Source organism: Staphylococcus americanisciuri (genome assembly GCF_024814435.1).
Lineage (GTDB): Bacteria > Bacillota > Bacilli > Staphylococcales > Staphylococcaceae > Staphylococcus > Staphylococcus americanisciuri.
The window spans coordinates 206,763-224,469 of the sequence record NZ_JANUXY010000002.1 but is presented as its reverse complement, the minus strand read 5'-3'; the positions used below and the strand labels follow the sequence as shown (position 1 = coordinate 224,469).

18 protein-coding genes are annotated in these 17,707 nt (G+C 37.1%); 8 read left to right on the top strand and 10 right to left on the bottom strand.

Annotated elements, in window-relative coordinates; translation table 11 throughout:
- The first annotated feature begins 16 nt into the window (after positions 1 to 16).
- The 3 genes from NXS11_RS03160 (at position 17) to NXS11_RS03150 (ending at position 4,357) form a co-directional block, all read left to right on the top strand.
- Positions 17 to 1,447, top strand: a complete 1,431-nt coding sequence (locus NXS11_RS03160) for a 6-phospho-beta-glucosidase (RefSeq protein ID WP_259198572.1) — start codon at positions 17 to 19, stop codon at positions 1,445 to 1,447.
- Between the two features lie 11 nt (positions 1,448 to 1,458).
- On the top strand, positions 1,459 to 2,910 hold the full coding sequence (locus NXS11_RS03155) for a glycoside hydrolase family 1 protein (RefSeq protein ID WP_259198569.1): 1,452 nt from the start codon (positions 1,459 to 1,461) through the stop codon (positions 2,908 to 2,910).
- Between the two features lie 409 nt (positions 2,911 to 3,319).
- Positions 3,320 to 4,357 (top strand): S66 family peptidase, encoded by a 1,038-nt coding sequence (locus NXS11_RS03150; RefSeq protein ID WP_259198568.1) that lies wholly within the window; start codon positions 3,320 to 3,322, stop codon positions 4,355 to 4,357.
- A gap of 185 nt (positions 4,358 to 4,542) precedes the next feature.
- On the opposite strand, the gene NXS11_RS03145 is transcribed toward NXS11_RS03150, so the two are convergent.
- The 7 genes from NXS11_RS03145 to NXS11_RS03115 form a co-directional block, all read right to left on the bottom strand.
- Positions 4,543 to 4,890 (bottom strand): PTS glucitol/sorbitol transporter subunit IIA, encoded by a 348-nt coding sequence (locus NXS11_RS03145; protein ID WP_259198566.1) that lies wholly within the window; start codon positions 4,888 to 4,890, stop codon positions 4,543 to 4,545.
- 17 nt (positions 4,891 to 4,907) lie between these two features.
- Positions 4,908 to 5,924 carry a PTS glucitol/sorbitol transporter subunit IIB gene (gene srlE / locus NXS11_RS03140; RefSeq protein ID WP_306345059.1) on the bottom strand — a complete coding sequence of 339 codons (1,017 nt, stop codon included), beginning with the start codon at positions 5,922 to 5,924 and terminating at the stop codon, positions 4,908 to 4,910.
- Positions 5,925 to 5,930: 6 nt separating this feature from the next.
- Positions 5,931 to 6,485: a PTS glucitol/sorbitol transporter subunit IIC gene (gene srlA, locus NXS11_RS03135; RefSeq protein WP_259198564.1), complete on the bottom strand. Its 555-nt coding sequence runs from the start codon at positions 6,483 to 6,485 to the stop codon at positions 5,931 to 5,933.
- On the bottom strand, positions 6,486 to 6,941 hold the full coding sequence (locus NXS11_RS03130) for a transcriptional regulator GutM (RefSeq protein WP_259198562.1): 456 nt from the start codon (positions 6,939 to 6,941) through the stop codon (positions 6,486 to 6,488). It abuts the gene before it with no gap.
- A 1-nt stretch (position 6,942) separates the two neighbouring features.
- A complete protein-coding gene (locus NXS11_RS03125; RefSeq protein ID WP_259198561.1) occupies positions 6,943 to 8,820 on the bottom strand; it encodes a BglG family transcription antiterminator in 1,878 nt (625 codons plus the stop codon).
- 19 nt (positions 8,821 to 8,839) lie between these two features.
- Positions 8,840 to 9,634 (bottom strand): SDR family oxidoreductase, encoded by a 795-nt coding sequence (locus tag NXS11_RS03120; protein ID WP_259198558.1) that lies wholly within the window; start codon positions 9,632 to 9,634, stop codon positions 8,840 to 8,842.
- Between the two features lie 391 nt (positions 9,635 to 10,025).
- On the bottom strand, positions 10,026 to 10,730 hold the full coding sequence (locus NXS11_RS03115) for a GntR family transcriptional regulator (protein WP_259198557.1): 705 nt from the start codon (positions 10,728 to 10,730) through the stop codon (positions 10,026 to 10,028).
- 120 nt (positions 10,731 to 10,850) lie between these two features.
- On the opposite strand from NXS11_RS03115, the gene NXS11_RS03110 reads away from it, so the two are divergent.
- The 5 genes from NXS11_RS03110 (at position 10,851) to NXS11_RS11050 (ending at position 15,829) form a co-directional block, all read left to right on the top strand.
- Entirely contained in the window at positions 10,851 to 12,752 is a 1,902-nt protein-coding gene (locus NXS11_RS03110) for a beta-glucoside-specific PTS transporter subunit IIABC (protein ID WP_373319370.1), read from the top strand.
- A gap of 17 nt (positions 12,753 to 12,769) precedes the next feature.
- Positions 12,770 to 14,206: a 6-phospho-beta-glucosidase gene (locus tag NXS11_RS03105; protein ID WP_259198554.1), complete on the top strand. Its 1,437-nt coding sequence runs from the start codon at positions 12,770 to 12,772 to the stop codon at positions 14,204 to 14,206.
- A 57-nt stretch (positions 14,207 to 14,263) separates the two neighbouring features.
- On the top strand, positions 14,264 to 15,082 hold the full coding sequence (locus tag NXS11_RS03100) for a Cof-type HAD-IIB family hydrolase (protein WP_259198553.1): 819 nt from the start codon (positions 14,264 to 14,266) through the stop codon (positions 15,080 to 15,082).
- Positions 15,083 to 15,600: 518 nt separating this feature from the next.
- Positions 15,601 to 15,738, top strand: coding sequence for a beta-class phenol-soluble modulin (locus NXS11_RS03095; protein ID WP_103358544.1), 138 nt, complete (start codon positions 15,601 to 15,603; stop codon positions 15,736 to 15,738).
- 31 nt (positions 15,739 to 15,769) lie between these two features.
- A complete protein-coding gene (locus tag NXS11_RS11050) occupies positions 15,770 to 15,829 on the top strand; it encodes an epsilon family phenol-soluble modulin (RefSeq protein WP_373319369.1) in 60 nt (19 codons plus the stop codon).
- 141 nt (positions 15,830 to 15,970) lie between these two features.
- Here NXS11_RS11050 and NXS11_RS03090 read toward each other — a convergent pair whose 3' ends face one another.
- The 3 genes from NXS11_RS03090 to NXS11_RS03080 all read right to left on the bottom strand — a co-directional run bounded on the left by NXS11_RS03090 (position 15,971) and on the right by NXS11_RS03080 (position 17,615).
- Positions 15,971 to 16,486, bottom strand: a complete 516-nt coding sequence (locus NXS11_RS03090; protein WP_259198551.1) for a YceI family protein — start codon at positions 16,484 to 16,486, stop codon at positions 15,971 to 15,973.
- Between the two features lie 164 nt (positions 16,487 to 16,650).
- The gene (locus tag NXS11_RS03085; RefSeq protein ID WP_259198550.1) at positions 16,651 to 17,340 is read right to left on the bottom strand and encodes a type 1 glutamine amidotransferase domain-containing protein; all 690 of its coding nucleotides are present in this window, start codon (positions 17,338 to 17,340) and stop codon (positions 16,651 to 16,653) included.
- Positions 17,341 to 17,414: 74 nt separating this feature from the next.
- The gene (locus NXS11_RS03080) at positions 17,415 to 17,615 is read right to left on the bottom strand and encodes a TM2 domain-containing protein (protein ID WP_259198549.1); all 201 of its coding nucleotides are present in this window, start codon (positions 17,613 to 17,615) and stop codon (positions 17,415 to 17,417) included.
- Positions 17,616 to 17,707: the final 92 nt, after the last annotated feature.

The following is a 17,707-nucleotide window of genomic DNA, read 5'->3' as shown; positions in this document are numbered from 1 at the left end:
TAATGGAGGTAGACTGATGACAGTATTAAATAACAATTTTCTATGGGGTGGCGCTATTGCTGCCAATCAAGCAGAAGGCGCTTATAACATTGATGGTAAGGGGCTTAGTCTGGTAGATATGTTGCCAGCTGGAGATGCACGTAAACTTCCCCTGTTCAATCCAGCAAAAGGCTTAAAACAAACATACGACTACTATCCAAGTCATGAATCTATTGACTTCTATCATCATTATGAAGAAGATATTCGTTTGTTTGCAGAGATGGGATTTAAGGCATTACGCTTATCGATTTCGTGGCCACGTATTTTTCCAAAAGGTATTGAGCAAGAACCTAACGAAGCAGGTTTGGCTTTCTATGATAAAGTATTCGAAACACTTGAACGCTACAATATTGAACCTGTTGTAACGATTAATCACTTCGATACACCTTATTATTTAGCAGAACACTATAATGGTTGGTATGATCGACGTACGATTGACTGTTACGTGAACTATGCGACTGTACTGTTTAAACGTTACAGTCGTTATGTGAACTATTGGATTACGCATAATGAGATTAATATGATTTTACACATCCCTTATATTGGCGGTGGCTTAATCATTCAAGATTCCGATCATCGTGAACAAGTAATGTATCAAGCAGCACACCATCAACTTGTGGCATCTAGTCTTGCTACAAAAATCGCCAAAGAAGTGGATCCCACAAACCAAATTGGCTGTATGCTCGCTGCGGGGGAAGTCTACCCGCACACTTGTCATCCCAATGATATGATGGCTGCATTATCTAAAAATAGAGAGCAATACATTTTTATCGATGTTCAAGCAAGAGGCGCTTATCCAACCTATAGTCAACGCATGTTTAAAGAATTAGGTATTACTATCGACAAACAACTCGGTGATGATGAAATTCTGAAGCAATATCCCGTAGACTTTATCTCATTTTCTTATTATTCAAGTCGCTTGGAAAGTGGCGATCCAGAAGTCAACAAACAAAAAGGCGATGGAAATGCCTTTGCTTCTCTAAGAAACCCTTACTTAGAAGCTTCTAACTGGGGTTGGCAAATTGACCCTGTTGGCTTACGTGTCACAATGAATCAAATTTATGATCGCTATCAAAAACCACTTTTTATTGTTGAAAATGGCTTGGGAGAAATTGATCATGTCACATCTGATGGCAAAATCCACGATGTTTATCGTATTCAATATTTGAGTGACCATATTGCACAGATGATAGAGGCAGTCAAAGATGGTGTGCCATTGATTGGTTATACATCTTGGGGATGCATTGACCTCGTATCTGCAGGTAGTGGTGAAATGAAGAAACGTTATGGCTTTATTTACGTAGACCGTGATAATGAAGGAAACGGTACATTGCAACGACTGCGCAAAGATTCTTTTTATTGGTATCAAAAAGTCATTAATACCAACGGAGAAGATTTAACATATTAGGAGGTATATTCATGCAAAAAATCACAGGCTTTCCACAAAACTTTCTATGGGGTGGCGCAACGGCTGCTAACCAAATTGAAGGAGCTTATAATATCGATGGCAAAGGGCTTTCAAGTGCTGACTTTGTGGAATATATTCCGAAAGATCAACGCACCAAAGACAATCATATGGAAGTGACGTCAGATTTTATTGATAAAGTTAAGTCTGGCACATACAACGGGCATTTCCCAAAAAGACAGGGTATTGACTTCTATCACACCTATAAAGAAGATATAAAACTTTTTGCTGAAATGGGCTTCAAAGCCTTCCGCATGTCGATTCATTGGTCGCGTATTTTCCCTAATGGCTACGATGAAACACCCAACGAAGCAGGACTCGCCTTTTATGATGATGTATTCAAAACCTTAAAATCATACAACATTGAACCTGTCGTAACGTTAAGTCATTATGAAACACCCTTTGGACTAACGGAACGCTACAATGGATGGGTTAATCGTGAAGTGATTGATCATTTCATGCGTTATGCTGAAACAGTATTTACTCGGTATCAAAATGATGTCAAATATTGGATGACGTTTAATGAAATTAACATTATCAATATTTCACCTTTTACAGGTGGTGGGATTATTTCAGATAGACTCAAAAACCCACTCGCAACTTCTTATCAAGCATTGCACCACCAATTTGTCGCATCTGCCCTTGCAACGAAACGTTTGAAAGAAATTATCCCAGGTGCCCAAATGGGATGCATGTTAGCACGCATGAAACATTATCCATATACTTGTCACCCTGAGGATGTTTTGAAAGCACAACAACAAGATCAAATGAACTTAATGTATACTGATGTTCATGCAAGAGGCGAATATCCAAATTATTATATGCAATTTTTAGCAGATAACAACATTGTGTTAGATATTAAAGACGATGATTTAGATATCTTGAAACAGTATCCTGTAGATTATATATCATTCAGCTATTACATGTCATTGTTATCTTCGCACACGCCTGAAGGTGAAACAACGGCAGGCAACTTGATGAACAGCCTGAAAAATCCTTACCTTGAAGCTTCAGATTGGGGTTGGCAAATCGACCCAATAGGTTTGAGAGTTGTATTAAATGAACTATGGGATCGTTATAGAAAACCGCTCTTTATTGTTGAGAATGGGTTAGGCGCAATCGATGAAGTCGTTGATGGTACGGTTCATGATAATTATCGTATTGATTATTTACAACAACACATCCAACAAGCGAAAAAAGCAGTACAAGACGGCGTAGAATTAATGGGCTACCTCGCTTGGGGACCGATTGACCTTATCTCTATGTCAACGAGTGAAATGTCTAAGCGTTATGGTTTTATCTACGTTGATCAAGATGATTACGGCAATGGTAGCAAACAACGCTTAAAGAAAGACTCATTCAACTGGTACAAACAAATCATCGCAACAAACGGCGAAGAATTATAAATGAAGAAAGTGCACGGTATGAATTATATCGCATATCGTGCACTTTTCTATGACTCATTCATAAATCATAATGATGATCATTTCTTTTTTACTCTTTTCTTCATATGTCAATCCAATTTTTGAAAACTTGTCTTACCGTCAGCAATTAGTCGTACCACTTACACATCAGACTGGCGCATTATATAGAAAACACTCCCCAAAGCGAGAAAAATTGTAAAAAACAGTAACCGACTAGCAGGCACTTTTTCAAGTTTTCTACTCACCCTTGATGACTGGGATAATGACATCTTTTAGAAAAATGAGATCCCATTGTCCTATTCATTCAATAAATTTATTCATAATTTTCAGAACTCTATATTTATGATATTATTTTATTATTCAAAAAGATACGAAACAAAGGGGGCTTTTTATGACATATCTACAAAAACCACACGCACTTCAACCTGGAGACACTGTTGCACTTGTCTCACCTTCATCTGGACTTGCGGGAGAAGCAGAAATTCAACATCGTGTAAATACCGCTATTAAACGGTTAGAAGAAGATTTTCAACTCAAGGTCAAAATCATGCCATATGCGTTGAAAGGAATAGATTATGTACAACATCACCCTCAGAAACGTGCAGAAGACTTAAACAATGCCTTCGCTGATCCAACAATCAAGGCGATTATCACATTTATTGGTGGTATAGATTCAATCAGAGTTACTGAGTATTTAGATACTGACATAATCAAAAATAACCCGAAAATATTTATGGGTTATTCGGATGCGACATCACTCCATTTATTTTTATATCAACAAGGTATCGCTTCATTCTATGGGCCAGCTATACTCACGGACTTTGCGGAAAATGTTGAAATGGACGACTACACCACACATTGGATTCGTCAGACCCTGTTCCAGAGCGAGCCTGTTGGTAACATTCCAACATCACCATATTGCCGTCGCTTCGGTCTGTTATGGCATGAAAGAACACACACAACGCCTCGTCCTAAAATAGAAAATCATAACTACGAAATCATTAACGGTGTCGGTCGTGCCACAGGACAACTACTCGGCGGTTGTATTGAAAGCTTAAATAGCATAAAAGAAACACCTATTTTTCCCGACGCAGATGCATTTAAAGATAAAATCTTATTTCTTGAGAACTCAGAAGAACCGCTTTCTGTCCCATTATTAGCTGAATTTATTGAATTTCTTGGCACAAAACAAATTTTAAAAAATGTTAACGGCATTATCATTGGTAAGCCACAAAACGGCGAAGGTTATGAATCTTATAAACGGACATGGCAAGCAATGTTAGAGAATTTTAATTTACACGATACACCTGTTTTCTACAATGCTAGCTTTGGGCATAACGAACCAAAATGCATTATTCCATATGGCGCTACCGCTTCACTCGATGTAGATGCTCAAACATTTACTATTCACGATAATGCCTGTAAATAAACAGCATGCCTTGGGGGTGGGCAGAAACTCATTTTCTAAAAAGATTCCGTTGTCCCACCCCGTCAAGGCTGAGTTGGCGTGAAAAAGGTTGTCAAAGCATACTGTTACACCAGTCAGCTACTGCCTTCTACATGAAAATTGAATACTTCTATTAATATCTCAGACCCTAGACATACTATTTATTGTTATTTAATTTCTATAATTGTACCTTCCTTAAATGCTGGTACTTCTTTATCTTCTAAATATAATGTTCCTGATTGTTCAGCAACAGTACTACCATCAAATTTTAATGTGATATGCCCCAAGTCTTTCAAATTCTTTTCAACTGCCTTACCCACTTTAGTAATACGATAGGCCGCACCATCTACATATAATCTTTGTGCTTCATTAATAGATTCAACATTGTTCACTTGAATAATATAACAAAAGTCTATGAGCTCTTGTGGGGCATTTTCGCCAAATAAAATCACCATTTTTTCTTGGAGAAATGCTTCCGCGCTTACTCCGATTGATTTAACTTGTGTTTGATACATTTCCTTACCTCCATTATTTATGCGTCATAAAGTCCAAAGCTTGCTAGCCATGCGATAAATACCCGCGGTGCACCATTCAAGAATCTAGAATATAAGACTGAGGGCACACCGACTTCGATTGTTTCCGTCTCCGCTTCTGCTAGTCCAAGCCCTACCGGTATAAAGTCACAAGCATTCTGTGTGTTAATCGCAAAAAGTGCTGGCAATGCTAGGCTTGGTGGGATATTTCCTTTACCAATCTCAACACCAATAAGTGTCCCTAGCACTTGTCCAATGACACCACCCGGTCCTAGGAATGGGCTTAAAAATGGCAGTGAACATACAAAACCAATTAACATAAGTCCCCAGACTGTCCCTGCAAATGGCGACATGAATTTAGCAAATAGATCACCGATACCTGAACCTTGAATAATACCGATTAACAGCGCAACAAACCCCATAAAAGGAATAATCGTATGCAGCATTGTTTCGACCGCATCACGTGAAGCTTGATAAAATGTATTGATAACCTTGCCTGCCCCTAATCCAATTTTGGTTAATAATGACTTATTTTCTTGTTCTGCTCTCGTCTCCATAATCTTTTTGTCAGCAGAGTACTTTCTTTCTGTTTTTGATTTTGCTATGGTTGATTCCTCTTGAACTGTATTAGACGGTACATCAGAACCACCACCAACTGCACTCACTTGATTAACATCGACATTTGATACATATATGTCTTCAGTAATAAATTGTCTTAATGGCCCGCTTTTACCTGTTGCCATAATATTAATTGTTGGAATTCCTTTTTGAGGGTATATACCACATCTCAAAGTACCACCACAATCTATAACCGCTGCCATGATTTCATTTTCTGGTACAGATGTCTCAAATCCATTTACTGCTGTTGCACCTGTAATGTCACATATCTTATCAACCACTATTGGTTTATGACCACCTGTAATATAAACAAGCTTATTCTTCTCACCATTGATGCCAATTTCTAATGGACCTCCGAAGCCGCCCGGACCTTTTACAATTTTTGCTTTTTTCATCATGTTAATCTACTTCCCTTCCAAGTGGACTTCTTTGCTCAATTTGACACCCTGCTGCTTTTCAACAAAACTTGTCGTAAAATCCGTTACCCAACCACCAATAAAGTTTAAAACAAGACCTACCAACATATATCTTACAGCTAAATCTGTCATAGGTAAGCCTAACTGTGAAATACCGTTCGCAATACCTAAAAAGATAAACAACTCAGCTGGGTTGATATGTGGAAACAAACCATTACTTGTGTGTGCAAACTGTGCTGCTGAGGCAAAATAGCTTGGCTTATACTTCTCAGGCATGAAGCGTCCGAGTGAATGTACCATTGGATTTGCTAACATAAATGAACCTAAGAATGGTAATACCAAATATCTAAGCAACGGATTTCCTGCTGATTTTTGGGCAATCTTATTAATTTTTTGTTCTCCCACCAACTGAATTAATGTATTCATCGCAATCAATAACATTAATACTAAAGGGACAATCGATGTCATCCAATTGATAAATGTATCTGCACCTGTTTGAAAAAGATTAATAAAACCTTCTGCCGCTTTTACCAAAATATCCATCTAATATACCTCTCTTTTCTTAAAAACTTTGTTAATATTGTTTAATGCTCTCTTAAATGGTGATGGTATATTTTTAATTTCTCCACCACTTTGGATTACATTAAATGTATTTCTTGAATCTATAATCGCCATTGCAAACAATTTGTTATAAGATTTCAAATCATCCATTGTCAACTTGTCAATGCGTAATCCATTTAAATCATCTATTTTTTTAAACTTGGCAAAGACCGTAACACCTTGCATATATCGTACTTCTTCTATCAGCTTCTTTTTATTGATTTGCACGAGTACAATCGTTCCTGCTTTAAATATTGAAGGTTTTCTCCCAATAGCTACACGTCCATTATGTCTCATATCAATATAATTTTTAGAAAAGTTTTTGATTTGAAGTAGTCCAAGAAAATATTGTATTGCATAGCCTACTGCTGCTAGCACGATAAGCACAATAAAGAACATATCATTCCCTCATTTCGTTATTTAATAATCTGGCAAAGTCAACATAATTATCGATGTCATTCATTTTATTCAATACGTATTCATTCGAGCCCACTGCTAAAATTTCTTCGTATAATCGAATAATTGCTGCAACATTCTGCACCTTGTTAGGAATTGCCAGTAAAATGATGATCTTTAAATCTTCTATGTCTGCATCATGAATTAAGCCAATTTTTAAATAAATCTCATCTCCATCATAATCAGCATGTGGAAATCCTAACTTCTTATATTCAGTTGATCGCTGTACTTCTTTACTTAAGATTCTTTCCTTAAATAACGCTTCAACCTTCCCCTCAGCGATTAGTTCATCAACCATCTTAATGACTAAGTCTTGATAGTTACCCTCACTTTTTGTTAGAAGTGTGAAATCTTTATTAGACGTATGGTTGACAATTTCACTATCACTATAAAATTTTCTACTTTTGACATCTTTGTATATGAGAAATCTCTCAATTTTTGCCTTGAGTTGCTGTGTATCGAGTAGATTACCAATATAAACAATCTCATTAAACATTTTGTTCAAATTAACGTTTGATACTTTCAATTTATAATTATCTAAGGTAGCTTTTTCCAGTTCTTCTACTGTAAAGACGTCAATAAGCACCTGCTCGCCAAAAATCCTTCTTAAATTGGAAACAAGTAACTTTGTCATACTTAATCCTTGATCTGTAATAACAGCAATTGATCTAACTTCTCTGATCCTCCTCTCTATTTCAGCTAAGTAGACACTAAAATAAAGAGATAGAAATCCTAATTCATTAATAGGTACATCAACATCAAACTTTTCTTCTATATTCCAAGCTAATACTTTAGACAGTTCATAAGCGAATGGATATCGCTGTTGAATGTCATTAATCAAAGTATTCTCAATATGAATATCGAAAATTAAACGATTAATCATGTAATTAAGATGTTGCTTAATATCAAAACTAAAAATCTCGGGATCAATCTTTATTGAAAAATAGTATTCAATATCTTCAATTGTTTTCTCAATGATGTCTTCCAATAATGCGTAGTAATCTGACTCATTTAAAAAACTTAATAATGTAGCACGTCTTCCAATAAGCTGTAAAACCATTAGCAACACTTCATCGTCTGGATACGTCACATGATACATTTCAATCCATCTATCTTTAATCTTTTGAAACTCTTCAAAGAACTGTGCGCTGTATATTTCTTCATTATGATTCAGTTTCTCTGCTATTGAATGGCCATATCGTAAACGCTGCTCTGAAATGACAAACGCATCAAATAATCTTCGCTTGGTCGTTTCTTCCAAATTGTATTTGTATGAGATACATTCTAATAATTGCTGTGATATTTCATCTATATCCCCTTTTATCTGCTCAGCAAATACTTCTAACAAACTTTTTCGAATTTGGAATTCATTTCCTTGGATCTTCAACCCTACATTCGGAACACCTTCAATACGAATATTGTATGGGACTAAAAGTGACTTCAAATGACTCAATAACTTATTAGCGCCACTCTTACTAATAAAAAATGTATCGGCAATATCATCTATTTTATTCACTTCTTGACTTAATAAATAAAGATAAATATGATAAATCAATTTAGTTTCCTGTTCTTGTCCATCTTTTAATTCTTGGAAGAGCACTTCGTATAACTTATTAAAAAGTTTTTCATTTATAATGTGTAATTCAACTCTCCCATGCTGCCTCGAAAGTGTAACAGACTCTTGAAAATAGTCTTGTATTTGACTTAAATAATTTGCTAACGTGCGTGTTGAGATATTCAAGTTGAATGCCAATCTATCTTCTGCTTCTATCGTTTTTAATAAAGTGTCTATGATTAAAATATGCTTTTTTGTTAAATTCATAGCATCTCCCACTTTTCAACTAACCTCTTGATTTACCACCTGTAATATTAATCGTTGTTCCAGTGATATAACTAGATTTTTCTGAACTTAAGTAACAAACTAAGTCTGCCACTTCTCTCAATTTACCAACTCGACCAATAGGTATTGATTTTGAGTACTCTCCATTTAACTTATCAACCGTCGTATTTCTTGTATACGCCAATGCTTCTTCATATGCTGGCGTTCTCAATCCTGTTTCTTCAAGGATACCTGGTGCTATTGCTACAACTCTAATGTTATGCTTTCCTAATTCTTTTGCCCAACTACGTGTAAAGCCGATCAACGCTGCTTTCGTTGCTGCATAGATGCTTTGCCCTTCCGATCCCTCTTGCCCTGCTTCACTTGTTACATTGACAATCACGCCTGATTTTTGTGCCGTAAACTGTTTCCCAATCTCTTGGCTCAAATACACTGGACCTTTTAAATTGACATCAAACATCAAATCAAGATCTTTTGTAGCCATCTGATATTCGGGTTTTTCACCTTTGACATCGACCAGTAATCGTGGCAAATTAATTCCAGCATTATTGATTAAAATGTCAATTTTATTTTGTGATTCCACTATTTTTTCAACCGTTTTCTTTACCTCGGGAAGACTTGCAACATTCGTTTTAAGGAAGTAATAGTTCATTTTATCTGAATCATCATCGTGTAAATCCACATTGTATACAATCGCACCTTCTTCTAATAATGACGCAACTATTTGTGCACCAATACCTGAACTACCTCCTGTAACAACAGCCACTTTACCTTCTAATCCTAGCCAATTTCTCATAATAACGCCTCCTATATTTCTTATAAAGCAATTATAAAATGTAGCGCTTTCATAATTAATCTCTATAAAAATGACGAATTGAGAAAAACAGCAATTATCTCATTGTGCTTAATAAAATTTGTCTACGTATAAATAAAGAAATCCAAGAATATAACGGTAATCTCATTTTCTAAAAAGATTCCGTTGTCCCACCCCGTCAAGGCTAAGTTGGCGTAATAAAGGTTGTCAAAGCATACTGTCACACCAGTCAGCTCCCATTGCTTTCTGATTTCCAATAAGTGTTACGCAAATACCTACTATGTTCACTGACCCTCTCAATACTGGATATAACTAAAAACTCCCTATTTGATAGATACAATCTATACAAATAGGAAGCTTCAAATTTCTAATATTAGTGATTCACGGATTGCACGAAAAACTTAGCATGCTTGTAATGGTATACAACTTTTGAATAATCGAATGGCGTACCTGTTGCTAGGTAAACAACTTGTTCCATATATAACCCAGGTGATAATGGAGGTAAATCTAGCGCATCGGCTTCTGCATCCGTTAACTGATTAACGACCAAATAGACATCTGAAAAACTAATGTTCATCTTATATGCTGTTTCAAGATAGTTAAATATCGACTGTTCCGCAATTTCTTTATTAAGATATGGGACCAATTCAACAGGAAAGTAAGATATCTCCTTACATAGCTTCTTCTCGCCTTGATATACCAACCTTTCTACTAGATATACGGGTGTGCCGATTTCGATATGTAGATTATGGGCTACCTCTTCATTAGCAATCGTTTGTTCCACATTCAATACATCATAATGCGTATCGCCTGCTTTAAAGTTCGCACTAAAACCTCGATTAACAAGTAAGCTAACGTAACCTTCCCTGCGCTGACGTCGAACGAAAATTCCACTTCCTCGTTGTTGAAAGATTGCGCCACGTTTTTCTAATGTATCCAGTGCTTTACTAATGGTACTACGACTTACGTTATAGCGTTTCGTCAACGTATCTAAACTATCCAACTTCGTCCCCTGTTCTAAGTTATGCTCATGTATATATTGTTCAATCTCATATGCAATTTGTTGATATTTATTCATGCCCCGACTCCTTTTTGAACCTTTCACTCATTATACACAATTTTATATAGTTACGCACTTGTATAATTGTACCGGTACAATTATAATGTTAGATAATAATAAAGGTTTTGATAGGAGATGATGTTTGTGTCAAAAGTACGTAACTATCAACAGTTGGCAAGTGACATACTCGAAGCTGTTGGCGGCGAAGAAAATATTGTTAACGTTGCGCGATGTGCCACACGTTTACGCTTAGTGTTGAAACGTTCAAACCCAGAGTTCAAACGCAAAGTATCTGAATTAACAGGCGTTATTACCGTTGTGGAAAATGGTGGTCAGTTCCAAGTCGTAATTGGTCAACATGTTGGAGAAGTCTATGATGCCTTCACAAGTATTACGAGTGTCGAGGATACAACAGATGCATCGGTTCAGGAAAAAGGTGCTATCCTAAATCGTGTAATTGCGACAATGTCAGCAGTCTTTGCGCCATTTATTTACATATTAGCTGCTGCAGGTATTCTACAAGGGACACTCATTCTGATTAATTTAGCTTTCCCTGCCTTTGAAAAAACTGGAACATATGAAGTATTCAGCTTTATCTCATGGGCACCTTTCACATTCTTACCTATCTTTATTGCATTAACAGCTGCAAAGCATTTCAAAGTGAACATCTATATTGCCTTAGCATGTGCAATGGCGCTCGTGAGCCCGACATGGACAGAAATGGCTGGCAATATCGCAAATGGTGAGACTGTGCGCTTCTTTGGTATCCCATTGAGTGAAACAGTCTATACATCAACCGTACTACCACCACTTTTCTTAGTATGGGCATTGTCTTATGTTGAGCGCTTTTTCAATAAAATATTCCCAGATGTTATCAAATCATTATTTGTGCCATTATGTTGCATCGTAATTATGGTTCCTTTAACAATCTTAGTTATTGGACCACTATCCACACTCTTCGCAAATGGGGTTGCTGACGGTTACAACTATTTAGCAGAAAATTTACCCATCTTAGCGGTAATCATTATTGGTGCGTTCTGGCAAGTTTTCGTTATATTCGGTGTCCACTGGGGTATTACGCCTGTAATTCTCGCTAACTTCGACAACTATGGCCGTGACTCATTTCAATCCTATCAAACAATCGCAGTTATCGCACAAGTGGGTTCCGTTTTAGGTGTCTTCTTAAAATCAAAAATGCAAGAAACGAAAAAAGTGGCATTATCAGCTGGTATTACCGGAATTTTTGGTATTACAGAACCATCCATTTACGGTATTAACTTACGATTTAAAAAACCGTTCATTATCGGCTGTATTTCCGGCGCAATCGGTGCGGTCGTCGCAAGTTTCTTTAACCCTTACTACTATGTATACGCAGGTTTACCTGGGCCACTTACGATTGTAAATTCAATCAACAGTCATAATCCATCATCATTCATCGGCGTATGTATCGGTGTTGCCATCGCAATCATCTTACCGATTGTACTCATTCAAATCTTTGGTTATGGGGAAGACAGCGTAAAACAAGCAGATATTGAACCGGTAAAACTGAATAACGACGCACACACAACTGTCACTCAAAATGAACTTGAATCAGTCATTCAAGCACCTTTAACAGGTGACGTCATTGCTCTGTCAGATGTAGCCGATCCTGTCTTCAGTTCAGGCGCTATGGGAGAAGGGATTGCGATTGCACCAACACAAAATGAAGTTGTTTCACCTGTTGATGGTTCGATTGTCATGACCACACCATCTAAGCATGCGATTGGTATTCGCAGTAACACAGGTATTGAAATTCTTATTCACGTCGGTATGGATACCGTACAGTTGAATGGCGAACACTTTGAATTACTCGTACATGATGGCGATACCGTTACAGCAGGACAATCACTGTTACGTTTTGATGCTGAGGCAATTAAAGAAGCGGGTTACTCAACTGCGACACCTGTTATTATTACGAACCATGCTGATTTCAATGAATTAATACTAACAACACATACATCCGTTCAACACGGAGAAACATTAATAGAAGTAATCAAATAACTAAGGAGGCAATTACAATGGCATTACCAAAAGATTTTTTATGGGGGGGCGCATTTGCAGCTCACCAATTTGAAGGTGGTTGGAATAAAGACGACAAAGGGCCTTCTGTGGTAGATGTCCTTACAGCAGGGGCGCACGGCGTACCAAGACGTATTACTGACAAAGTTGAAGCACACGAATTTTATCCAAACCATGAAGCAGTAGATTTTTATTCTCATTACAAAGAGGATATTGCATTATTTGCGGAAATGGGCATCAAAGTCTTAAGAACGTCTATCGGCTGGTCACGTATCTTTCCAAAAGGTGATGAAGCTGAGCCAAACGAAGCAGGTCTTCAATTTTATGATGATGTCTTTGACGAATTATTAAAATATGGTATCAAACCTGTAATTACGTTAAGTCACTTTGAAATTCCGCTTCATCTAGCAAGAGAATACGGCGGCTTCAGAAATCGCAAGCTCGTTGATTTCTTTGAACGTTTTGCGACAGTGGTATTTGAACGCTACAAAGATAAAGTTGAATATTGGATGACCTTCAATGAGATTAATAACCAAATGGACGTGAACAATCCACTATTCTTGTGGACGAACGCAGGGATTCAAGTTCAAGATGGCGAAGATGCGCGCAGTGTAATGTATCAATCAGCACATCATCAATTACTTGCAAGCGCCAAAGCAGTCATTGCTGGACATAAAATCAATCCGAACTTCAAAATCGGTGCAATGGTGTCCCACGTACCAGTATATCCATATTCTTGTCACCCTAAAGATATTATGGCAGCTGAAATTGCAAACAGAGAACGTTTCTTCTTTCCTGATGTACATGTACGCGGTAAATATCCAGCGTATGCCTTAAAAGAGCTAGAGCGTCTGGGTGTTGAACTGCCTATCGAACCAGGTGATGAAGCTATTCTTGCAGAGGGAACGATAGATTACCTAGCATTCAGCTATTACATGTCGACAACAGTCAAGCATGATGTTCAAAACAATCAAACGGATAATATTGTGAATGGTGGCTTGCCAAATGGTGTGGAAAACCCTTATATCAAAGCATCAGACTGGGGCTGGGCGATTGACCCAGACGGCTTGCGGTATGTCTTAAACACACTATATAACCGTTACCAACTCCCATTATTTATTGTAGAGAATGGCTTTGGTGCTGTCGATGAATTAACAGAGGATAAGACTGTCCACGACACATCACGTATTGATTACTTCAAAAGCCATATCCAAGCAATGAAAGATGCTGTAGAGTTGGACGGCGTTGACTTACTTGGTTACACACCTTGGGGCATTATGGATATCGTATCTTTCACAACAGGTGAGATGAAAAAACGCTATGGTATGATTTATGTCGATCGTGATAATGAAGGCAACGGTACGATGAAGCGCTACAAAAAAGACTCATTTAATTGGTATCAAAACGTCATTGAAAGCAATGGCGAATCCTTATAAAACGATGAAGTGGGACAGCTTAGCTAGAGCGGTTCCACTTTTTGAAAGGGTGATAGCATGGACAACATTCAATTAATTGCACTGGATTGTGATGGTACGTTGGTAAATGATGACGGACGCATTACAGAACGCACACAGCAAGCACTGATTCAAGCACAACAAGTGGGACTTACCGTCGCATTGGTCTCTGGACGTCCACGCACAGGCTTTCATTATGAAACAGAGGCGCTACAATTAAAACAACATCATGGCTTAATCGGTGCTTATAACGGGGGATTGGTCTTAGATGTGACTAGTGGTGAAGAAAAATTCAAAAAAGGGATCAATGTAGCTGATGCACGTACCTTTTTGACAGCCTTACAAGCTTTTGACTTTACGTATATCGTTGACAATGACAACCAACTCTATACGAATACGCCAAATAATCAATATGTGCAACATGAATCTACTGCACACCGTTTAGATTTAGTGTATGCACCAAACTTGTACGAAATGATAGACTTTAGTCCGGTCAAGATACTATTAACACAAAACCCTGACTATATTGATAAAGTAATTGATGACATCAATGCACTATGCGGTGAGACGTTAAGTACGATACGTTCTACACCATTTTACTTGGAAGTTACCGCACATGGTGTAAACAAATCCCATGCGTTAGACCATATCTGTCACGCAATGGGTATCAATAAAAGACACGTCGCGGCATTTGGTGATCAACTGAATGATCTAGAAATGCTAAGAGACGCTGGTATCGGTGTGGCTATGGGCAATGCAACAGCGGCAGTTAAGGATATTGCTGATATCGTGACGGAAGACAACAACCATGATGGCATCGCAACGGTTGTTGAACAGATTCTAACGTCAAAACAATAGTAAGACATAAAATAAGACAGGACCTTGACAAAATATTCCAAGGTGCTGTCTTAACTTTTAGGAGCCAAACAAAAAACGCCTCATCTAGCCGATAAAGATTAACTTTTGTAATACCTCTCCTTGCTTTAACTCCAGCTTTCCACCTTATATGTTTATAACTGGGAGTAGGATAGGAAAAAGAATTCGTTATCCCACTCTAGCAAGGCAGAGCAAAAATGAAAAGCGGACTTTCACATCATTCTCCTCGCTTTGGATAGCATTTTCTATTAATAGCTCAGATTCACTTTCCTTACATATGCCATTTACCATAATGTTTTGTTACTTAAAAAGCCAAACTTCCAAGTATCTACGTTGCTATTTCAACATAACAACTAGGCATTATTTCGAGTGCCTAAGTGTCTAACGAATTAATTGGATACAACAGTTTTGAACCAAAAATGATGACTTAGGAATTATTAACCAATTATATAAAATTAGATGATAAGATTGCATTAACAAATCAAAGGAAGGTGTTAATCATGAAAGAATTATTCGAATCAATCAACGGTATCGTAACTTCAGCTATTAACCACGACTGGACAGACTTAGGTACATCAATCGTAGGTACAGTTGAACACGGTGTTGGCTTACTTACAAAAATCTTAGGCTTAGGTTAAAAAATAATCCATAAATACGGAGGTGTTCACTATGTTCATCATCGACTTAATTAAAAAAGCGATTGAATTCTTTAAAGGTTTATTCAAATAATATTTTTCCAAAAACGGGCGGAATACTGCCCGTTTTTTGTGTGAGGTAGACTTCTGTCATTGCAACCGCAGTCTACCGTACGTCTTAACAATGCAACCCCATATGTGAATATATGACGAAGTTGCTTTACTTTCATTGCTATTAGTCAGCAACAACGAATTCTACTGATGCTTCGAATTTTACATCTTTGCCTATCATGACACCACCTGTTTCTAACGCTTGGTTGAATGTAATATCGTAATTTTCACGGTTTACTTTACCTGTTACGATAAAGCCTGTTACTTGTGAACCATCTAATGGGTTTTTGCTTACACCGTTGAACTCAACATCGAAAGTTTCTTCACGTGTTACGCCTTTGATTGTTAAGTCACCAGTCACACTATCTTCACTCACTTTTTTCATTACAAATGTAATTGCATTGAATTCATCGGTTGCGAAGAAGTCACCTGATCTTAAGTGATTATCACGGTCTTCATTTCCTGTGTTAATTGAAGCTGGATCAATAGTTACAGTAGCTTGAAGTGTGCTTAAGTCATTAATATCTCCTTCAACATTTACCGCAAAGTTATCAAAGCTCCCTTTTGTACGTGATACCATTAAGTGTTTAATTTGAAAATCTAAATCGCTATGTGCTTGATCAAAAGTAAATTGTGTCATCGTAAATCCTCCAAATTTCAAGTATAATTTTTATATTAGATTCAGTTTATCAGATTTGATTTTAATTAGCAATGATTTAATTTCAAAAACGCAATTATTTGTTCGTTCATAAAAAACGCCACAAACAATAAGCCTGTTAACTTATCATTTGTGACGCTTAAAAATTATTTAAGTCCTAATAGTTGTCCAACTGTTTCAGCCACACGTTTAGGTGATTGTGGGTTTTGACCTGTCACTAATCGATCATCTACTTGCACATACGGTATAAACGGCACTTTCGCTTTACTATATTGTGCACCACGTGCTTTTAATTCTTGTTCCAACATAAATGGGACAATTTTTCTACGGTTCGCTAGTACCTCTTCTACATCTGAAAAGCCTGTTACTGATTTATCTTTAATCAAATACTGTCCATCTGCATCCTTCACATTAAGCAGTGCCGCAACACCATGGCATACTGCTGATACAATACCTCCATGCTGATACACTTCATTAATGGCATACTGAATATCCTCGTTATTTGGGAAGTCAAACATCACACCATGACCACCTGTAAAATAGATCACATCATAGTCTTGAGGAGTCGCCTCATGTAGTGACTTTGTGTTTTTCAATAACATCATAAACTGCGTATCTTGATAATAACGCTTCGTGACTTTATCCAACATGAATGGTCTTAGACTGACTGGATCAATAGGTATATTGCCACCATTAACATTATATAAATCTATTTGAACCGCTTTATCTTGAAAATAATCATAAAAATGTACAAGTTCTCCTAACCAAAGACCTGTTTTCTTTTGTGTTCCTGCAAAATAATCTGCCGACGTGTTAACAATCATTATCTTTTTCACTATCCATTGCTCCTTCACCGCAGCGATATCGAATCAAAAAAAGAAACCGTCATACGATTTCTTTTCACATCCTCTTAAACTGTTAATTTACCATTGTCAGATGGTGTTAATAGCGCAATAATCGCTTCAATTACACCTATCACACCTGGAATTCCTGTCCAACAGAATAGTAAATATAATACACCTAAGCCCATTTTTTTCGCGTAAAACTTATGTGCACCTAGATTACCTAGAAAAAATGCAAGCAATACATATGCAAATTTATCAACTGCCATTTTACTCAACTCCTTATATCTCTAATTATATAATATTGTAAACAATTCATAAAGCAATCTTAATTATCAATATCTTATCTTCAATCAATATG

Bases quoted from the DNA above. Each gene is read 5' to 3' on its own strand.
- NXS11_RS03100 (WP_259198553.1), top strand. From the start codon at position 14,264: ATGGACAACATTCAATTAATTGCACTGGATTGTGATGGTACGTTGGTA.
- NXS11_RS03150 (WP_259198568.1), top strand. From the start codon at position 3,320: ATGACATATCTACAAAAACCACACGCACTTCAACCTGGAGACACTGTT.
- NXS11_RS03115 (WP_259198557.1), bottom strand. From the start codon at position 10,730: ATGAATAAATATCAACAAATTGCATATGAGATTGAACAATATATACAT.
- NXS11_RS03155 (WP_259198569.1), top strand. From the start codon at position 1,459: ATGCAAAAAATCACAGGCTTTCCACAAAACTTTCTATGGGGTGGCGCA.
- NXS11_RS03130 (WP_259198562.1), bottom strand. From the start codon at position 6,941: ATGTTCTTTATTGTGCTTATCGTGCTAGCAGCAGTAGGCTATGCAATA.
- NXS11_RS03105 (WP_259198554.1), top strand. From the start codon at position 12,770: ATGGCATTACCAAAAGATTTTTTATGGGGGGGCGCATTTGCAGCTCAC.
- NXS11_RS03125 (WP_259198561.1), bottom strand. From the start codon at position 8,820: ATGAATTTAACAAAAAAGCATATTTTAATCATAGACACTTTATTAAAA.
- NXS11_RS03110 (WP_373319370.1), top strand. From the start codon at position 10,851: ATGTTTGTGTCAAAAGTACGTAACTATCAACAGTTGGCAAGTGACATA.
- srlA (WP_259198564.1), bottom strand. From the start codon at position 6,485: ATGGATATTTTGGTAAAAGCGGCAGAAGGTTTTATTAATCTTTTTCAA.
- NXS11_RS03120 (WP_259198558.1), bottom strand. From the start codon at position 9,634: ATGAGAAATTGGCTAGGATTAGAAGGTAAAGTGGCTGTTGTTACAGGA.
- NXS11_RS03090 (WP_259198551.1), bottom strand. From the start codon at position 16,486: ATGACACAATTTACTTTTGATCAAGCACATAGCGATTTAGATTTTCAA.
- NXS11_RS03095 (WP_103358544.1), top strand. From the start codon at position 15,601: ATGAAAGAATTATTCGAATCAATCAACGGTATCGTAACTTCAGCTATT.
- NXS11_RS03145 (WP_259198566.1), bottom strand. From the start codon at position 4,890: ATGTATCAAACACAAGTTAAATCAATCGGAGTAAGCGCGGAAGCATTT.
- srlE (WP_306345059.1), bottom strand. From the start codon at position 5,924: ATGATGAAAAAAGCAAAAATTGTAAAAGGTCCGGGCGGCTTCGGAGGT.
- NXS11_RS03160 (WP_259198572.1), top strand. From the start codon at position 17: ATGACAGTATTAAATAACAATTTTCTATGGGGTGGCGCTATTGCTGCC.
- NXS11_RS03080 (WP_259198549.1), bottom strand. From the start codon at position 17,615: ATGGCAGTTGATAAATTTGCATATGTATTGCTTGCATTTTTTCTAGGT.